At 55.7% G+C, this 18,026-nt stretch carries 12 protein-coding genes; 2 read left to right on the plus strand and 10 right to left on the minus strand.

All coding sequences use genetic code 11. The annotated features are described in order from the left end of the window. Positions 1 to 25 precede the first annotated feature (25 nt). The 7 genes from rplS to SH678x_RS16770 all read right to left on the minus strand — a co-directional run bounded on the left by rplS (position 26) and on the right by SH678x_RS16770 (position 6,211). Positions 26 to 424 carry a 50S ribosomal protein L19 gene (gene rplS, locus SH678x_RS16740; RefSeq protein ID WP_496919599.1) on the minus strand — a complete coding sequence of 133 codons (399 nt, stop codon included), beginning with the start codon at positions 422 to 424 and terminating at the stop codon, positions 26 to 28. A 38-nt stretch (positions 425 to 462) separates the two neighbouring features. Next, a complete protein-coding gene (gene trmD, locus SH678x_RS16745; protein WP_496919600.1) occupies positions 463 to 1,143 on the minus strand; it encodes a tRNA (guanosine(37)-N1)-methyltransferase TrmD in 681 nt (226 codons plus the stop codon). Positions 1,144 to 1,159: 16 nt separating this feature from the next. Continuing rightward, complete coding sequence (gene rpsP / locus SH678x_RS16750) at positions 1,160 to 1,618, minus strand: 30S ribosomal protein S16 (protein ID WP_496919601.1); 459 nt, start codon at positions 1,616 to 1,618, stop codon at positions 1,160 to 1,162. Between the two features lie 195 nt (positions 1,619 to 1,813). Next, a complete protein-coding gene (gene ffh, locus SH678x_RS16755; RefSeq protein ID WP_496919602.1) occupies positions 1,814 to 3,298 on the minus strand; it encodes a signal recognition particle protein in 1,485 nt (494 codons plus the stop codon). A 139-nt stretch (positions 3,299 to 3,437) separates the two neighbouring features. Next, a complete protein-coding gene (locus SH678x_RS16760) occupies positions 3,438 to 4,337 on the minus strand; it encodes an aminotransferase class IV (protein WP_496919603.1) in 900 nt (299 codons plus the stop codon). Positions 4,338 to 4,377: 40 nt separating this feature from the next. Then, positions 4,378 to 5,445 carry a hypothetical protein gene (locus SH678x_RS16765; protein WP_496919604.1) on the minus strand — a complete coding sequence of 356 codons (1,068 nt, stop codon included), beginning with the start codon at positions 5,443 to 5,445 and terminating at the stop codon, positions 4,378 to 4,380. A 298-nt stretch (positions 5,446 to 5,743) separates the two neighbouring features. Then, positions 5,744 to 6,211, minus strand: a complete 468-nt coding sequence (locus SH678x_RS16770; RefSeq protein ID WP_496919605.1) for a hypothetical protein — start codon at positions 6,209 to 6,211, stop codon at positions 5,744 to 5,746. 58 nt (positions 6,212 to 6,269) lie between these two features. Between SH678x_RS16770 and SH678x_RS16775 the strand changes: the two genes are divergently transcribed. Both SH678x_RS16775 and SH678x_RS16780 read left to right on the plus strand, forming a co-directional pair. After that, positions 6,270 to 6,413, plus strand: a complete 144-nt coding sequence (locus SH678x_RS16775) for a hypothetical protein (protein ID WP_496919606.1) — start codon at positions 6,270 to 6,272, stop codon at positions 6,411 to 6,413. A gap of 319 nt (positions 6,414 to 6,732) precedes the next feature. Continuing rightward, positions 6,733 to 7,857, plus strand: a complete 1,125-nt coding sequence (locus tag SH678x_RS16780) for a transglutaminase-like domain-containing protein (RefSeq protein WP_496919607.1) — start codon at positions 6,733 to 6,735, stop codon at positions 7,855 to 7,857. A gap of 84 nt (positions 7,858 to 7,941) precedes the next feature. Here the strand turns inward: SH678x_RS16780 and SH678x_RS16785 are convergent, their stop codons facing one another. The 3 genes from SH678x_RS16785 to SH678x_RS16795 form a co-directional block, all read right to left on the minus strand. Continuing rightward, positions 7,942 to 8,475 carry a TlpA family protein disulfide reductase gene (locus SH678x_RS16785; protein ID WP_496919608.1) on the minus strand — a complete coding sequence of 178 codons (534 nt, stop codon included), beginning with the start codon at positions 8,473 to 8,475 and terminating at the stop codon, positions 7,942 to 7,944. 126 nt (positions 8,476 to 8,601) lie between these two features. Then, a complete protein-coding gene (locus SH678x_RS16790) occupies positions 8,602 to 10,506 on the minus strand; it encodes a PEP-CTERM sorting domain-containing protein (RefSeq protein ID WP_496919609.1) in 1,905 nt (634 codons plus the stop codon). 277 nt (positions 10,507 to 10,783) lie between these two features. Next, positions 10,784 to 17,899, minus strand: a complete 7,116-nt coding sequence (locus SH678x_RS16795) for a hypothetical protein (RefSeq protein ID WP_496919610.1) — start codon at positions 17,897 to 17,899, stop codon at positions 10,784 to 10,786. Between the last annotated feature and the right edge of the window lie 127 nt (positions 17,900 to 18,026).

The raw sequence follows: 18,026 nt of genomic DNA on the forward strand, positions 1-18,026 counted from the left end.
TTGTCGTTAAGCCGCGAGCGGCTGGTTACTTGCCGGCTTTGGCTTTGGCTGCTCTGGCCTTTGCTTTGGGCGTGTCGGTGCGGCGTTCCTTGAGGCGGGTGGCCTTGCCGGAAAGTTCACGCAGGAAGTAGAGCTTCGCACGACGCACTACCGCGCTGCGCTTGACGTCGACCTTGGCGATGCGGGGTGAGTGAATCGGGAACTTCCGCTCGACACCTTGGCCGTCGACGATGCGACGCACGGTGAACATCTCCTTCGAACCCGAGCCGCTGCGAGCGATCACCACGCCGGTGAAAATCTGGATGCGCTCCTTGTCGCCTTCCAGAATCCGGGTATGCACGTCGACCGTGTCGCCGATTTCGAATTGTGGAACGTCCGTTTTCAGGCTCGATTGTTCAACGAGTTTGAGAATTTGTTGGCTCATTGGTTTTTCCTTTTATTAGGTCGCTAAGCCGCAAGCGGCTAGAGCAGATCGGGTCTGCGCTGGCGTGTTCGTTCTTGACTGTTCTGTTGTCGCCAGGCGGCAATCTGTGTGTGATCGCCACTTAGCAAAACTTCCGGAACCTGGTGGCCCCGATACTCGCGTGGCCGCGTGTATTGGCTGTGTTCCAGAAGCCGGTTGCCGGTGGAAAACGAATCGTCCCGGCTACTGTCTTCATCCCCCAAAACTCCCGGCACGAGTCGAATCACCGTGTCGATGACCGTCATCGCCGCGACTTCGCCTCCGTTGAGCACGAAATCACCGACCGAAATCTCTTGGGGTTGCAAAATCTCGCTCACCCGTTGGTCGAAGCCCTCGTAGCGACCGCACAACAGTAACAGCCGTTTGTGCGTGGCGAGTTCTTCAACCACTTTTTGATTGAGCGTCTTCCCTTGGGGAGTCAGCAAAATCACATGTCCTGGGCCATCGCCCTGGGTTTGTACTTCTTCGACCGCTTCCACGGTGGGCTCGGGTTTGATAACCATTCCCGGCCCGCCCCCGAAGGGTCGATCGTCGACACATTGGTGTTTGTCTCGACTCCAATTTCGTATGTTGTGCAGATTGATCCGCACCAGGGAGCGTTCGATGGCCAGCTTGAGCAGGCTTTGCGTCATGTAACCGGAAAAAATTTCCGGAAACAGCGTCAATACATCGAATCGCATTGTTTGCTTTAGTTCATTATTCCGCGGCCGCGGCTTCGGGAGCTGCTTCAGCGGGGGCAGCAGCTTCTTCAGCAGCGGGTGCTGCTTCCGCAGCAGGAGCGGCTTCTGGAGCTGGCTCTTGTTCTTCGCCCTTCTTCTTGGGCTTCGAAGCAGGGGCACCAGGAGCAGGCACAACCTTGGGAGCAGCGATCTTATCGAGCGCAACCTTTTGCTTATCCAAGTGCGTGCCGTCCTTGCCGTACTTCTTGATCAGGATAGCGACCTTTTCGCTCGGCTGGGCACCGACGCTCAACCAATAGGAGATCCGCTCGCCATTGAGAACTGCGCGGGCATCTGAATCGGGAACGCTCGGGTCATAGGTGCCGAGTTCTTCCAAAGCCTTACCGTCGCGCGGTGAATTTTGATCAAACGCACACACACGGAAAAATGCCCGATGGGCCCGACCCATCTTCTTCATGCGAATTCTGACTGCCACGTAGTTCTCCTCGCTGGCTACTGCAACGCGATCAATGGGAAATGTCTGTATAGGAAGCCTACCGGTAGACGGGTCTACCAGCCCAGGCTCAGGTATCTCTTGGAAACCCGTAATTTTGCCAGATTTTGTCCTGACAGGGAAGGGGTGATGTGGCCGCAAATCCCGGCTCGCGTGGCGAGCCGGCTGGGACAATCACTACCCGCCGCGTTGGTCGCGTTTTCGCTTGCGTAGCTCTTTTTCCCGGTCTTTTTTGAGTTTGGCCTTCTCCGCGGGGGAAAGTCGCTTGCCGGTGTGCTGTTTTTTCTTGCCCAGGCCCGCTGCGTTGGGGTTGGTGAGGCTCGATTGCATCTCGCGGACCATCTTCATCCGCTCGCGCATCCCTTTGCCGGCCATGGAGGTCATCATCGTCGACATGACGGTGAATTGCTTCACGAGATCGTTCACTTCGTGCGGTTCGACCCCGGAGCCGGCCGCGATTCGCCGTCGTCGGCTTTGGTCGATCACCTTCGTCGGATTGCGACGTTCGTCGGCCGTCATCGAGTCGATGATGCCAAACAGTCGCCGCATGTCTTTTTCGGCATCCATGTCCCCCAGGGCATCTTTAAACGCCCCCATGCCGGGAATCATGCCCATCACTTTTTGCAGGGGACCCAGTCGCTTGATTTGGCTCAACTGCGATTTGAAATCGTCGAGCGTGAATTCGCCCTTGCGCATCCGCTCTTCCTGGCGGAGCATTTCGTCCTGATCGAATTCGCGCTGCGCTTTTTCAACGAGCGTGAGAATATCCCCCTGCCCCAAGATTCGCCCCGCCATGCGGTCGGCGTGAAATTCTTCGAGCGCGTCGAGATGTTCGCCCGTGCCGATGAACTTGATCGGCACGCCCGTGACTTGCTTCACCGAAAGGGCCGCACCACCGCGGGCATCGCCATCCATTTTGGTGAGAATCACGCCGTCGAGTTCCAAGGCTTCGTTAAAGACCTTGGCACTGTTCACCGCGTCCTGGCCGGTCATGCCGTCGACGACCAGATACACTTGATGAGGCGCGCATTGGCGGTCGATCCGCTCGAGCTGCTCCATCAACTCGTCGTCGACGTGCAATCGGCCCGCCGTATCAAGGATCACGACGTCGGCGCCCAATTTCTTCGCTTGTTCGACCGCTGATTTACAAACAGTGACCGGATCTTTCTGGGCACGGTCCGAAAAGACCGAGATCCCCAGTTGTTCACCCAGCACGTGGAGTTGGTCGATCGCCGCGGGGCGCTGTAGGTCCGCAGCAACCAGCAACGGCTTGCGGCCCGCTTCCTTGAGCATCCGGCCGAGCTTGCCGCAGGTCGTTGTTTTGCCCGAACCCTGCAGACCGCACATCATCAGGACGGTCACTTCGCCCGTGGGCTTCAGATGCAGCGAGTTGTCCACGGGGCCCATCAGGTTAATCAGCTCGCGGTGAACAATGCCGACCACTTGTTGATCGGGATCGAGCGATTTGAGCACCTTTTCGCCGACGGCTTCCTGCGTAACGTGAGCCATGAATTCCCGCACAACAGCAAAACTCACGTCGGCTTCGAGCAGCGACTTTTCGACCAGCTTCAGGCCGTCGCGCATGTTGGCTTCGGAAAGCTTTCCTTTGCCGCGCAAGGTCTTAAACGCGCTACTGAGTCCATCCTGCAGGGCTTCAAACATGGTGTTTCCTTAACAGCCGCAAACCCGAAGGCCACGGCACGAATCAATGAAATCAAGCGAATTCATGATTTTAACCAATTCGCCCAACAGGGGGAACCGGCCGTAGTAATGGAGTCAACTAGCAAGCGATGATTCAAAATCAGCGAATCGCGAACTTTTGGGCCTGGGCCGCGATGTCGACGCCGACCTGCTCGGACCAACCGGTGAGCAATTTCTGAAAGATGGGCCCGGGCTGGCCGCTGCCGATGGGGAGGCCATCGAGATTCACCACCGGCAATAGGCAAATCGACGTGCTGGCAAAAAACACCTCATCAGCTTGCGACAAATCGGCGGGCTGCAGATCGCTTTCTTGGTGTGTGATTCCCATCCGCTTCGCCAAATCGAAGATGACTTGCTGACTCACACCAGGAAGGACTTTTTCAATCCGCGGCGTCACCAAACCACGGTTCGCGAAATACGCGATCACATTGGCGGTCGAGCCTTCGCAGACGTAACCATCTTGATCCAACAAGATGGCCCGAGCCTTGGAGGATTGCCGAGCCGCGTGTCGATCTGCCAGATAATAGTGCATCCGGCTACGGCACTTCAATGCAGGCGGCCAACAGTTGGGTGGCACCTGCCGTACGTCGACAATCACCGCTTCAACACCCTGGACGAATTGATGCGCCCACTGATGAAACGGAATTGGATAGCCATGCACGCAGACCGTGGGGCTCAAGGCCTCCGCCGATTTGCCTGGAGTAATGAACAACGAAACGTTCCAGTCGTCCCCCTCGGCAATCTGGGACGCATTGCGCGTCATGTATTCATCAATCGCGCAACCCGCTTCTCGGCAAAGTTGGTCAGCGGGCCAGCCGACGATTTCGAGCGAGTTGCGCATCCGCGCGAGATGGGCCTCAGCAAGATAAGGCCGGCCGCCAAAGGTCCGCAACTTTTCGGTGAGCGTGACGCCCAGCACGAAGCCCAAATCTTGAACGGAAATGGCAAGCTCCGCGCTCGGAATCCAGGCACCATTGAAATAGGCCACGCTGTCGCTCATGCGACTGATTATGACAGGCTTTGGCCGACAACGGAATAAGCTACCGCCGCGTACTTTCGGTGCGCAAATGCGCGTAGGCGGGGATCGCCAAGTCTTGTATCGGACGGGCGTCGTCATCGATCATTTGGGCCCACATCCGATTCATTTTGGGCGTGTCGGCCAAATAATCGTAAATGATGTGGCTGCGGCCAACCTCGTGGGTGACATCAATATATTGCACCCGCTTGCCAGCCGTGCCCAGCTTTTCCATCTGCGGAATCCCTGCCAACCCCAGGGCATCGACCCGGCTGTTCTTGGTGCTTAGCTTAAAGAACTTCATGGCCGGGTCTTGCTTGTTGGTAACGACGACCATGCGTTCCACTTGTGAGAGTGCTTTCTCGTGAACCTCTCCGGGCTGCAGCCAATCAGCATCGAAGGCGGCCGCCATCAACGCCGTACGCACCGGGGGACGGTTCGGATGCTTCCGGTTCGTGAGTTTGAGCGTTCCCAAGCTGCCACCGCCCAGCAAGTGTGTCGCGCCACTCACGGCCCGAGCGCCATAGCTGTAGCCCATCATGGCCACGGGCGTCTCCGCGGGAAGTTGATCCAAGAACCAAGCCAACTGCCAGGCCACGGGGTTCGTGCGAACCGCTTTGACCTGATAGTCCTTAATCAAACCCGGAATTTGCGACGACGGCCACGACCAAATGACATAGCGCAGCGGCAGCCCACTGGTGCGGGCACCAATCAGCGATTGATATACGGCCATCCCTTCGGCGGCATCGACCCCTTCGGAGACGCGGTTGCCATGGACGTACATCACGGTTTGCCGCTGGGCGCCAAGGGGAGATTGTAAATTGTGCCAATCATAGGCCACCCAGGTCGGCTGCCCCGCGGCATCGAATGTTAGCCGCCAACAATCCAGCTCGCGGTCCATGCGGTTGGGGTCGCAAGTCGTGCCGAGCTTGCGGGTGCTGATGAGCAGAATTTCGTCGGCTTGCGGCGGCGCAGGAGGGTCGGCAATCGACGCGCCGAAACACGGCGCAGCAACAAGCGGTAACCAGGCCGCCATAAATAACGAGACGAAGCGGCGGCCAATCGCTGGGCGCAATTGGATCAACGCAAACATGGGAGGTTCCATCCAACTTCAGGTTTTCGGACGCGGGAGTTCCACCAAATGTGAAGCGGCAACACAACGAAAAACGTGCCTGAACGACGCATTCCATTGTGTCGGATCGTGCCGCTTGGCCTTGGCGTACGGGAGTGCCTTGGCCGTCCTCTGCGGTTATAGAAATGTAGCATTCTTTCAACGTGCGCGCCGGGAAAATGTTGCAAAAAATTTTCGCGTTGCGTTTGCACATCGCTGGGTGTGTTGTAGAGTTGCTTGACCTTAATGTTTCGTAGTTGGTTTTAGGATTGGGAAGGCTTTACGGCCACTCGATCACACTTGCGAGACCCGTGCGATTGCACCAAACGTTGCAATCGCACCCCCACCAACAATCCCGCCACGAAACTCTCCACACTTCACCCGCCACGGGTGCCAAGGAGACTCCGATGAGAGCGAATGTAATGATTGCGCTGGCGTTGGCCGCTGTAACGGCTGCCAACACCGGCTGCTGTAGCCGTACCCGTAACTGGCTCCACCGCGGATCCATTTGTGGTACGACGACAGTTCCCCCGACAACGATGGCCACCCCCGTCGCGTTGGGAACCCCGTATGTCCAGCCCCAGATGATCGCACCCGCACCGCAGATGATGATGCAGCAGCCCAACTGCCAATGCGTCCCACAGTGTGTGCCGGAATGCGTGCCGATGTGTCCCCCCTGTTGTTGTGATCCGTGCGCCTCGATGTGCTCGCCTTGCGAGTCGTCCGGCAGCTGGTCCGGTGGGTACATGGACAGCGGCTGTTGTGAAGGAGCGGCTCCTGCAACCGGGTACGAAAGTGGCACCACCATGGGTCCCGCTACCCCGCAGCCGTCGCTCACTCCTGGTACGACTTACGGCCCACCGAGTACCACGCCGCTGACAGGCCCTGATCCAGGACCATCGAGCCGCGCGAACTACCCGGAACCTGCTAAGGAAGCTGACGAAAACTAAGTCGACCGACGAAAACTAAGCCGCTCCGCGTGGCTGCTGCAGAGAGCTCAAGCTCCCACCACCCAATCGCTGGGTCTGCCGCATACGCCGAGCAATCGCCAAGCTGCGTCCCCTCCGCAGTCCTGGCGACGATTCAACGTGCAAACCTATCTTGCGCCCGCTCGGCCGTGCCATCCTGAACACGGTCGAGCGGTTTTTTTGTGGCTGGGCTGAAATTTCCGAGGTCAAAGACCTCGGCTACAGACGTAGAACTCGGCCACAGACTCTTCTTCTAAGCTACAATTAAAGGTAGCTCCATCACTCCTGAACAGAGAAACCGATGTTTGCACGATTGTTCTTCGCCGGTTCGCTTGCGCTCGTTTTCACTCAAGTCACGTTCGCCCAACTCACTGCAACCGACACGGCGACCGATCCCTACCGCCAATATGGCGACACCGTCGCCGTGCGCTACAAAGTCGGCGCCTCGGTCACGGCCATTGCCGGTCCTGTGAAAGACGTCGTCGCGATGGTGGCGGTCCCCTTTGAATGCGACGAACAGGAAGTGCTCGTCATCGACGAAGATATCTCGCCAGAGATCGACTCGGTCGACTACCGCGTTCTCAACAAGGGTGCCCGGCAGATGGTGATCAATATCCCGTACCTTCCCGGCGGGGTTGAAGCGCACGCGCTGCTGACGTTTGAAGTCCGCACCAAAAAGATCCTGCCGCCGGATGAGACGCTCACGGCCGAGTTGGTTCCTCCGAAAAAGCCCGACCGCGATCTCAAGCGTTATCTCGGCCGCAGCCCCTACATTCAATCCAGCCACGGCAAGATTCGCCGCACGCTCAAAGAGATCTTCGCCGAGGCCAAGCCCGACAAGAAGAGTTTAGCCAAGAAGAAGTCCAACGATAAACAGTACGAAGAAGAAACCAACAGCGATGCCGTCGAAATCACCGTCTTCGATGACAAGGTTGAAACAGCGGAATCGGCCGAAGAAAAAGTCGCCGACGAAATCGATCCCGCCAACATGACGACTTGGCAGCGGATCGAAAAAATCTACGACTTCGTACAACAGAATATCGAATACGAAGAAGGGGAAGACCACAGCGCGGTCGAAACCTTGCAGCGCGGCAAGGGCGATTGCCACGACGTGAGTGCCTTGTTCGTGGCCTTATTGCGGGCCGACAAAATTCCGGCACGGATGGTTTGGGTCCACGAACATCAATACCCAGAATTCTGCCTGCAAGACGCCGAAGGCAACCTGCATTGGTTCCCCTGCGAATCAAGCGGCATGCGGGCCTTTGGCGAGATGCCCACGGCGCGGGTGATCATGCAGAAGGGCGACAACTTCGACGTCCCCGAACGCCCCCGCGATCCCTTGCGTTATGCCAGCGATTACCTAATCGGCAAGCCGGTCCCCGGCAGCGGCAAACCCAAAGTCCGGTACATCCGCGAATTGAATTAAGATTTTCTTCGGCGAATCATCGAAAAAACGCGAAAATCCAATTCCATTCTCTTCGTGTCTTGAGTGTGTTTCCTGATTAAACTCCTAACGCGTCAGCGCTTCATCGAGCGCTGCTTCTAGACCTTGCGTCGACGTGCTCGACCAGGTGGCGCGGCCATCTTTGCCGAACACCACCAGCGTGGGAAGCATGTTCACACCCAGCATGTCGAGCGTGGGATTCGCCCCGTAACCCACCGGCCAGTCAAAGCCCTTAACTGTGCCGACAAACTGCTCGATGCTCGCGCGGCTTGATTCATCCTCGGGGGTGAGCCCGACGAACTCGACGCCCAGCTCGGGATACTTTTCGTAAAGCTTCGCCAGCTTCGGCATCGATGCTCGGCAGGGTGGGCACCACGTGGCCCAAAAATCCACGAGCACAACCTTGCCCTGCAGATTCTCGCGCGACGGTATCGCCTCGGAATTCAACCACCCTTCGGCCATCAGCTCCGGCAGCGGCGTCCCCACGGGAACAGGATTCGTGGCCCCACCGCCAGTGCGAAAAATAGTGACCAGCACCACGAGAATGATCGCGATGCCGACGATCTCGCCGACTCCAATCCCCGGCTTCTTGTTTGCCATGATTTCTATCCAAGTCGTTTCATAGAAAAAGCCACAGAGGTCACAGAGCAACACAGAGAATAAACTCTGTGACCTCTGTGCACTCCGTGGCTAATCTTAGCAAATCTTGTTATCTGCGTTCTCGTTTTAAGAGCGTTTCCGACGAACGGCCAAGCCACCCACCAGCGACAGCAACAACACCATCGATGAAGGCTCGGGGACGGCCGTCAGGCCACCCGTGATGGGTGCTGGAGAGGGGAAGTTGGCTTGCCAATCGGCAAGGTCACCCAAGCTCGGATTGCGTTGCCACGCCAGAAAATCTCGTCCGTCGACGTCGCCGTCGCCGTCGAAGTCGCCGGGGGTTGTTGCCGACAGGCCGTCGAAAACGACGAACACCGAATCCTCATCATAATCGATCAGCCATTCGTAGCCGCCGGCGATCACGCTAGTGTTATCAAACGCACCGAAGTTCGAGGAGGCACCGGGGATGGTAATGATCTCAAAGATATCGCCCATGGTCGGAGTGCCGAGCGACGACACATCGAGATCAAGCTCACCACCGGCGAGATTCACATCGCCGATGACGGTCAAGCTGCCGGGATTCACACCAATGGCAATCGAAATACCGGGGCCTGTCAGCAGCGGCGACGAAACATCGCCATCGCCAATAGCCGCAACGAGGGGCGAGGAAAACTGAATTCCACCGACAACGCTCCCCACACTGCCAGGAAGCACGGTTATAGCATTACCGGAGATAAAACCGTGCACAGTGGTTCGACCACTGAGAACCAAATCCCCTGTCCCGGCCGTGCCGATCAAACCATCGTTGAAATAAAGGAGCGCGTCATCGGCCACAATGTTGTTTGCATTGTCGACTATCGTGTCGAACACCATTTCGCCACCATTGGATTCGATCAAACCCAAGTTGAGTAAGAAATCACCGTTGAGGGGAGTACTTGTGAAGACGAGCCTTTCACGCACATTGTTATCGAATTTGTTGGAAATTTTTCCACCAGGAGCGTTCAAAAAAGTAAGCGCCCGAGACGATTGCGAATTGGTCGGACCATCAATCACTCCCACGAAATCAACATGTCCATCGCCCGATATGACACCCTGATTGGTGATGACATCGAGCACACTTACGTTCGTGCCACTGATCGACTCCGACGTGGGTAAGATTCGCAGGCGTCCTTGAGTTTCAAGTTTTAGCCATCCTCGGGGACCGATGAGAACCTCATCACTCACCTGAACCAAGCCTTGATTGGCGATTCTTAATGTCCCCTGCCCTCGGCCTAACTGAGCGTCATTATTAACTTCCCCGATATCACCAATTGCCACCAAATTGCCGATGACGAGCCGGCCATCAATCGAACTGCGACTATCACCGACAGTCCAGCGAGTTCCTTGATCAGAGACACTTACGTATCCGACCGAACCATCGCCATTTCCAATGTAACCCGTTTGTGTAAAGACGCTTGCACGAGAAGAAGCAATCAGGTCACCGACACCCAAATCACCAACGATCAAGTCTTGGACAACCAATCGCGAGCCGGCTATACCTGACAACGTGACCGTTCCTTGACCGGTTTGCATCTGTCCAATTGTGGCAAGACCGCCAGAGTCGATAATGACGGTAACCGGGTCGATTGGATTGTAATTCGAATTGCCAACTTGAACTTTCGCGCTATCCTTGATGTCGATTGTGCCGCTGCCAAATTCTCCCACGACGAGGTCGCCCGACATGAGCCAGTCGGCACCGAAGTCCGTGAGATCCACCGCCCCGATGCTCCCTTCCGCACGGCCCACAAAACCATTGCCACCATTGATCAATGGCCCCGGTTCGAATTGCAGATTGATAAAGAGGCCGCCCACTTCGGTATCGCCGATAATGACATCACCGGAAATAGATCCCGGTTGTCCCGGAATACCATATCCAAGGGGATCAATCACCGGCGACACATCGCCCACTGTTGATAATGCCGCCTGAAGGGGTGCGGTAAGAATTGCACTCGCGGCGAAAACCGCCAAAACAGTCGTACTAAAAAATCGCATGATGTCTGTTCCTCTAAAATATAGGCGGGTCCGGCCCAAGGACCTGCCACGGAGCGCCCGCTCCGCAAGCTTCTATTTTCCCACGGCCCGCGGGAGTGTCAATCAAATAGTCGTTAGGGATTAGTCGTAAGTCGTTAGTAGCGAGGGATTAGAGGCTAGGAGTTGGGGGCGGGAGGACAAAAGTATCGATAATTCATCTTCCCCTGGTCATTCTGCAATCCACATGCCTTAGCCTTTAAAGCTCAAGCCCCCAGCCCCGAATCTCCAGTCCCCAGCACTAATCCGTCTTGATTTTCCTTCGGAGCCTGATCATCTCGTCGATGTTGTGGTTGGCCCCCGGCTCGAACGCCACGGGAATCGTGCGGTCGACGATGGCGAACTCCCGCACCCGCTCGACTTCGCCCGTCTCGATGCCAGCTTCTTTGCCGAAGCGGTACCCATCGGGATAGACGCGGTTGTAAACAGCCGGGTCGTCTCCGTACCTCTCACGCTGTGTCGAGTCCAGCTCCGCCCACGGTTCAACTTCTTCGACTTCAAAGAAGCCTACCGTCACCCAGATGGCAAACACGTTCGAGCGGTTGGTCGTCATGCTCGACAGGCGTGAGATTGGGGAATAGCGGAAGTAGGGGTTGCGAGGTGCATCGCGATACATTGCGCTCTGATCCTCGACAGTCGTCAAATCTGTGTCCGTATTAGCCGATGTTGTTGCTCCGTGGAGCGGTACAAAAGAATCGGGCAGTTGCGGCATCGGAAGGACTGAGCTATCTCCGCCAAAACCTTGCTCAAGTAAATCGTCGACAATACCATTGAAACCGGGATCAATATTCATCTCGGCCGGCAGATCGTCGACAGACCCGTTGCCATCGTCATCAATGCCGTTACCATCTTCCTGCCCCGCGGTGCCCCATTCCCCATCGTTGCCTTTGATAGGGTGGTCGTGGCGGTGAAGTGTGCAATCCACACCCATCAGCACCATGTTATTGAGTGGCACCAGAAATCCGCCATCACCATGCCGGAACGGATTGGCAAAGATCGTCGGATAGGCTGCATGCAGATAGGTTGGTTGCGACGTGCTGAAGTAATCGGCAAAGTTAGGATCTGAATTTCCTACCTCAGGCCATTGGGGTCCATAACCCCGCCGACTACCAATCACTGACCGATATTCAGCAGCGGCGTGCGAAAAGTCATCGAGGGTGCCATCATTATTGTTGTCGTCCTTACCAGTTCGATTGGCTGCATCAAAGCTATGGTAGAGGGCATTCCAGACCGGCGAGGAAAAGCGCCGACGATACCACAAATCTGGATTGAAGCTCGTATCATTGCTCGGGCGATTGATACTCATTTCATTTGTACCAGGGATGGTATTGATGTTCACCTTACCCGGTTCGCGACGGCTCGAGAATTTATTGAACGGCGGCTGAAGACCGTAGCGTGGATCAGCAGTCGATGCCAACGCAGGAGTCGTATTGCCAAACGTCGTCGGGTTGAGCCAGGTTTCGCCCCCAACATAGAGACTAGGAACCGTCACCAAATCGAACACACGATGTATCCCGGCAAAACCTTGGAAATAAGGTTTGGGATTAGGCTTCTTGGAACCATCTGTCTTGTAATCGCTTTCTCTCAAAGCCAGCGGGCTATGATTCATCAAGGTGCGAAAGTAGTTGGGCAAATGACCAAACGGTCCATCAGCAGCCAGTGGCGGGAATGCCACGTTGAAATCGAGACGGCCTGGATCAATACGGAAAGTATTGAGTAACTCGGCCGGTACAGGATAAGAGCCGCGACGGATGTAGCCGCGGTATTTCTCGACATACAAGCCCTTAGGATCTCCTGTGTTGGGCACAATGGCGCTCTTGGACATGCCAGTGACTTTCAGAGCCTGAGAAGATCGGAACGCGGGCACCTGCATCAATTCGCCTGGGTTGGCAAAGGGCCGATTGTTCCAAGTAAACCAAGGAAATGGTTGAGTCGGGACAAACTTTTTATCGAAATCGGTAGTTTTAAGGGGATCGCGATAAGGCTCGTTCATGAAGCCGAGGGTGCAATCGGGAAGCGAATGGAAATAATGCGATCCTGTAACTGCCGCTCTGTACAGGCCATCTCCAGTCGGTCCCGCCTTATTGAGCCATAAGCCGGCGGGCTTTTTGAGGGCGGGATTCATGTCTTCCCGTCCTGAATCAACTTTACCAATTTGCTCCTCGCCCCAAAGGTTCCCGGGAACATAAGCAAACGGACGCCCATCGGGCAAATGCGGATCACGAACAAATGCAGGGTTCGTCGGCGTACCTGGGGCATAAGCCATCCCCTTAGGCAAATTACGGAAGCCAGAATCCTGCACCCGTTGGGGTATGCCATCGTTCGTAGCAGGTTCACCGACAAATCCTTGTGTGTCGCGAAGACGACCACGGAGCAATTCGATATCATCGACATTCATTCGGCCGCGCTGGAGACTGGCAAAGGCACGAATAGCGTCAGCGTTGCCGTAGTCTCTCACCACCTGGGTGGTGATGCCATCCATGAGATCAAATCTTCTTTTCTCGTCTTGATCACGCCCGTTGAAGACCGTGACATTCACCCCCATGGAATCGACGGTCATATACGGATTCACAATTTCGTTGGCGCGGTGCTTGGGGTCACCGGGCAGCGGGTTCCAGGGAATAAGGGGATTGGCGAGCCTCTGCAAGTAGAGCCAGCTGAATGCCGGAATCGTGCGCACCGAAGTCTTTTCTTTTTCGGGGAGCGTCAACCGCAGTTCGTTGTCTTTTATCAGTTCGAGTGTGGCCGTTCTGTCCGCAGGGCCGGATTTACGCATCCAGCGTACCTGAGAACTACTCATACCCTCGATAGTTTGACCATCAACAATGTTGCCCGAGAGATAACTGGTCTTATTCCATCGTTGATTGTCGAGTGGGATATCAAGGGCCGGCTTGTATTGCCCATCAGGATCGTTGTAATACTTGCCCTTCCAGTAGCTATTGAAAGTCGCGAGTGGATAACCCGTGGCCGGCTCGGATACTGAGAACGGCCGATATTCCCATCCTTCTGCCCGTACAGTGGGCGGAGAAGCCGCACGATCGATATTGCGGAACCAAGTGCTATCGATAACTGCCACGGAAGTATAATCGGCGGTGGAAGAAACATCGAAGTTCCCTTGATCGCGAAGAGCTGTATCCGGCCCCGGATCGGGAGTGCTATTACGAACCATAACACTTGTCTGCCCACCCGTTGCAAAGGGATTCAAAACAATCGCATGTTTCTTGACCTGACTGGTACGCTTTTTATCGCCTACCCATGTCTCATATCGAGCGATATTTGTGTTTCGAGCCGGAACAGTACTTGGCAGTGGTGATGGATCAAGAGTTGGAACCACAGGCTCTCCGGCTGCGTCCACGGGAACGCCGGAACCAACGACCATATAACGGCCTGGTCGAACCACAGCATGGTTTTGGATATAGGCGGGATCGCTTCCGTTGACTGCCGCAGACGGGTTGGTCAGCGAACTAAAGAAGGCTACACCATCGTCATCCCAAGTCGTTTCCCATTTAGGAATCGAATCTCCGGGGGGAAATTTGGTCCTAGTCCGGACTTCGAAATGTTGCTCGGGATCAAAGGGGGTGAAATAAATCGTGCGATCGGGGATCTGTGGCTGAACGCGCTGATCAGGGTCGTCGGGATCGTGGTCAGGGCCACCCACATAGCGACCGAGCTGATACGGCACACCATTTTTGATGGAGTAATCTACGGACTTGCGAACATTGATACGCCACACGGGGGATCTGCGATCCGGGCCACTGGGATCGGTATTGGGGATCGTGACAGCAGCTAGATCGACGCCCAGGTCATTGCCGTTCGCCGGGTCGATCAAATGCGTGTCGTTGCTCGCTCCTGCGGCAGGTCCCCAAGGATTATAAAGCTCGATGAAGGTAGCGCCCTTGGGTTTAGCGTATTGATCGTAATCTTTGTCATTGGCGCCGCTCCCCACCCCGACACGACCTTCGTCGTCTTTATCGATCTTGCCATCGGCGTTTTCATCGGTCACGGCATCTTCCACGCCCGTGCCCAAGTCCTCGGTAGCACGATCGTGCCAGGCGAGAGTCTCGGTCATAAGAACTTCCGGGCGTTCCATCCCCCAAACGACCTGCCGCTCCGCAATCTCATCGGGGTCATTGTCGTCGGTCTGACCATCGAAGTCGTCATCGATGCCGTTGCGAAAAGCGAGTTCTTCCGGATCGTCACGGTCAATGAGACCATTTCCATTATTGTCGGTACCATCGTCCGACCAGTTGGGTATGTCTGTTGTGGTGCGAATATCTCCGTCGACCTGCCAACCGTTAAAGGGAATGGCATCGTACTCAAAGGCGGTCATGATATTGTCAGGATCGCGGAAGTCGACCACGTTGATCGCCCACTGCGCCAGCTTGCGCGATTGCTCTTCGAGAGTCTCACGATGGAGCTTCATTTTCTCTTTGCGCAACGTTGCCGGAACTGCTGGGATGCTGTTGACATCGAGCGGCGGAATCGGATCGATCAACGCCAGCGCCATCATGTACAACTGCCGGGCGTAGAGTTGCCGCTGGTAGTTATGAAGGTTGACAAGTCCAATGAGATCGGTGGGGTTGCTGTTAGACCGCTCAACATTATCGATGTCACCATCCCCATTGTAATCGTGGTCGTAACGTACCTTGCCGAGTTGTGTATCTTGGAACGAATCCTTGGCCGTGTTATTTGCCTCGTTGGGCGAGAGGCGAGCTGCCTGGATGCTCCAATAGATATCTCCTTCACCAGCATCAAATCGCCCGTTCCCGTTCGCGTCGAAAAACTCGCCTGGCTCATCGACGACAAGATTTCCGTTGTCATCCCGACCGTTGCCGAACGGGCGGTTAAGATCGAACCTTAAACCCGCTAACATTTCAGGAGCGATGACTCTTCGCAATTGAGTTTTCAAAGCCTGAACACGCGCCGGTGTATCTGCCGACTTATACCAGATCGGATACTGGGCAAGTCGATAGCGATATTCCATCAGATCAACAAAGGTCCCATTGACTGGTTCGTTGTTCATCACACGAAAGTAATCATCGGGAGCCGGATCGGTGTCGGGGTCAAGCACACCGTCGATTCCCAAACGGACCCAAGCAGGCATTTGAAAAGATGGTTCTGGGAGATCATAGCTATCGGTGGTCAGCAGCGTGCGCCAGTTCTTGATATCGTTGGGGTTGGCGCTTGTTTGATCGCCTATAAGAAGTTCAAGCAACCTTGATGAGAGCGTGCCAGCATCAAGATCATAAACGCGCAGCAGTCGCTCCAACTCGGCGGGTGAGAAGGGATTGTCGACACTCGTACCCTCGCCGCGGGCTCCCGTCATCGAAAGATCGAGTTCATAAGGTGAATCCTCATCCAACCGAGCTTCGTCAACGCCGTAGTCGAAAACACCGTTGCCATCGTTGTCGACGAAATCTTGATAGTTCCATTCGAGAATGGACTGACCAAATGAGTTCAGACCCATGGCATAACGCGCACGAAGGTCTGGCAGAGTTCCAAAATTACTACGATACAGCGAAGCCGTGCCATCAACATAGAATGGCATGCCTTGCATTTTAAGCTGTGCGTTTAGATCGTATTTGTTTTCGACACCGGGCTCGCGATCGCTGCCATAACGGCCAAGATAGTTCTTGCCAAAGATGTTGTCACCATTAAGTAATTCGCCAAGGCGGTTATCAACAACAGGCCGTAGACTAATTTCAGCCACACCAAAGGCCTGGCCCTTCGGAACAACACGAGAATTTACCCCACTGGCAAAGTCAATGTTGAAGTTTGTAGGACTCTGCATATCCCGTGTATTGTGCGCATTCACGTTCAACCGGCCATCCATGTCGAGGACCATGATCGCGGCGAGCGGTTTGACGAGCCGGCCCTTCGAGCCGACCATCACCGGCGCGCCGAAGTCGACCCACACGCTGTCGCGAATGCCGTCCATGTCGTTGTCGACGTCCCACGGGCCGTAGATCATGCGGAGCAGCTGATCAGGATTGCCTGGATTGGCTTCCGCGTAGGCCTTCGCCTGGGCGAACTCGGGATTGCTGCCGTCGAAGGCGGGATGGTCGTGCCAGTTGGGGCGGAGCATCACCTTCCGCAGCAAGGGCACGCCGCCGACTCGCCCTAAGGTCAGATCTGTGCCGGATTTGGTTTGTTGGGCCCAATAGTTGATGAGATCAGGCCGATGGAACGAAGGGAGGATAACATTCCCCAGAAATGGCGGGAGGTTTGTGCGCGTCCAGTCCGGCAGCGGATTGGTGGGGGCAGGAGTTGTGTTGTTCCTGATATCTGTCGTAGCGTCGAAGTTCGGGAATATCGTCTCGACTGGATTCGTTGACGTCCAAGCCAAGAACATGTTTTGGAAGTCGGGTGCATCATAAGATTCGTCGCTGCCGCCGAGACCTTCGAGCCCAACGTGGAGGGCAACTTGCGCCTGTTGTTGCGGCGTGAGCGAAAGATAATTGGGTCCATAGTAGCTTTCGGTTACGCTGATCGTCCCCGCCGCATCGCGCAGGTTGGCTGTGGCCAGTGCCGGGTTGAAAAACACACCATTGGGCATCAGAGCGATTTCGCGACGTGTTCCGGCAACTTCTTCCAAGGCATCCAATTTCGCCAAGCCCGGGGCTGCCAGCGCGTTGTACCCCACGCCCGTGCCGTTGAATGGTCGGCCGTTGATGAGAATCCGCGAACCGGCCAGCACCGTGGGATCGGTGATTTGCAGGCCGTTCGACAGCGGAAAATTGAGCACGCGGATCACGGCAGGATCAGTTGGCGAAGGATTCGAACCCGCTTGGAGTCGGTAATAGCCAACGATGCGCGTGGAGCTGCCTTCCGCGGCGCCGTCCAAAAAAGTCAGAACTTGGCCGTTGTAGAAATTCTGAAAATGGCTGAGTCGCTCGGGCCCCAGTTGATTGCCAAAGTAATCTCCGAAATTTTCCACGGGGATTTGAAACTCAAGCATTTGCCCGGCGGTCAGGTTGTTGGTCGATCCCCCGATGTCTCCCGCCCAAGCGGGAAGTGGAGTCACTGTGTCGGGCGGAATGAGCGCGACCAAACCTTCGGTGCCATACAAATCCCGCAGCAGGCTGTGGAATCGCAGCGAGGAATTTTGGTTGGCCGTGTCGCGGATGATCTGGTTGATCACCTCGGTGAGAAAGCCTTCTTGCGAGGCTTTAAGGTTCTTTTGCTCGCCGACTTTGGAATAGGTCTTGTTCGCGCGGCGGTATTGGTTGCCCGACATGATGAAGGCTGTGCCAATCATCAGGAACAGCGTGAGCATGCCCAGGATCACGAGCAGCAAAACCCCGCGGCGGGATGAGTTGCGAGATGTGAGTAGCGAGCCACGAGAGCCACGACTCATGCGCGCCTCGTTACTCGGAACTCGCGAATACCTTTTCTTTGCTTTCATCATTGCCTCTTCAAACACAGGTCGCTCATTGTCACGACCCGCTGTCGCTTTTCTCGTAACTCGAAACTCGCAACTTGAA

It is taken from the genome of Bythopirellula superficialaquae (assembly GCF_059632245.1).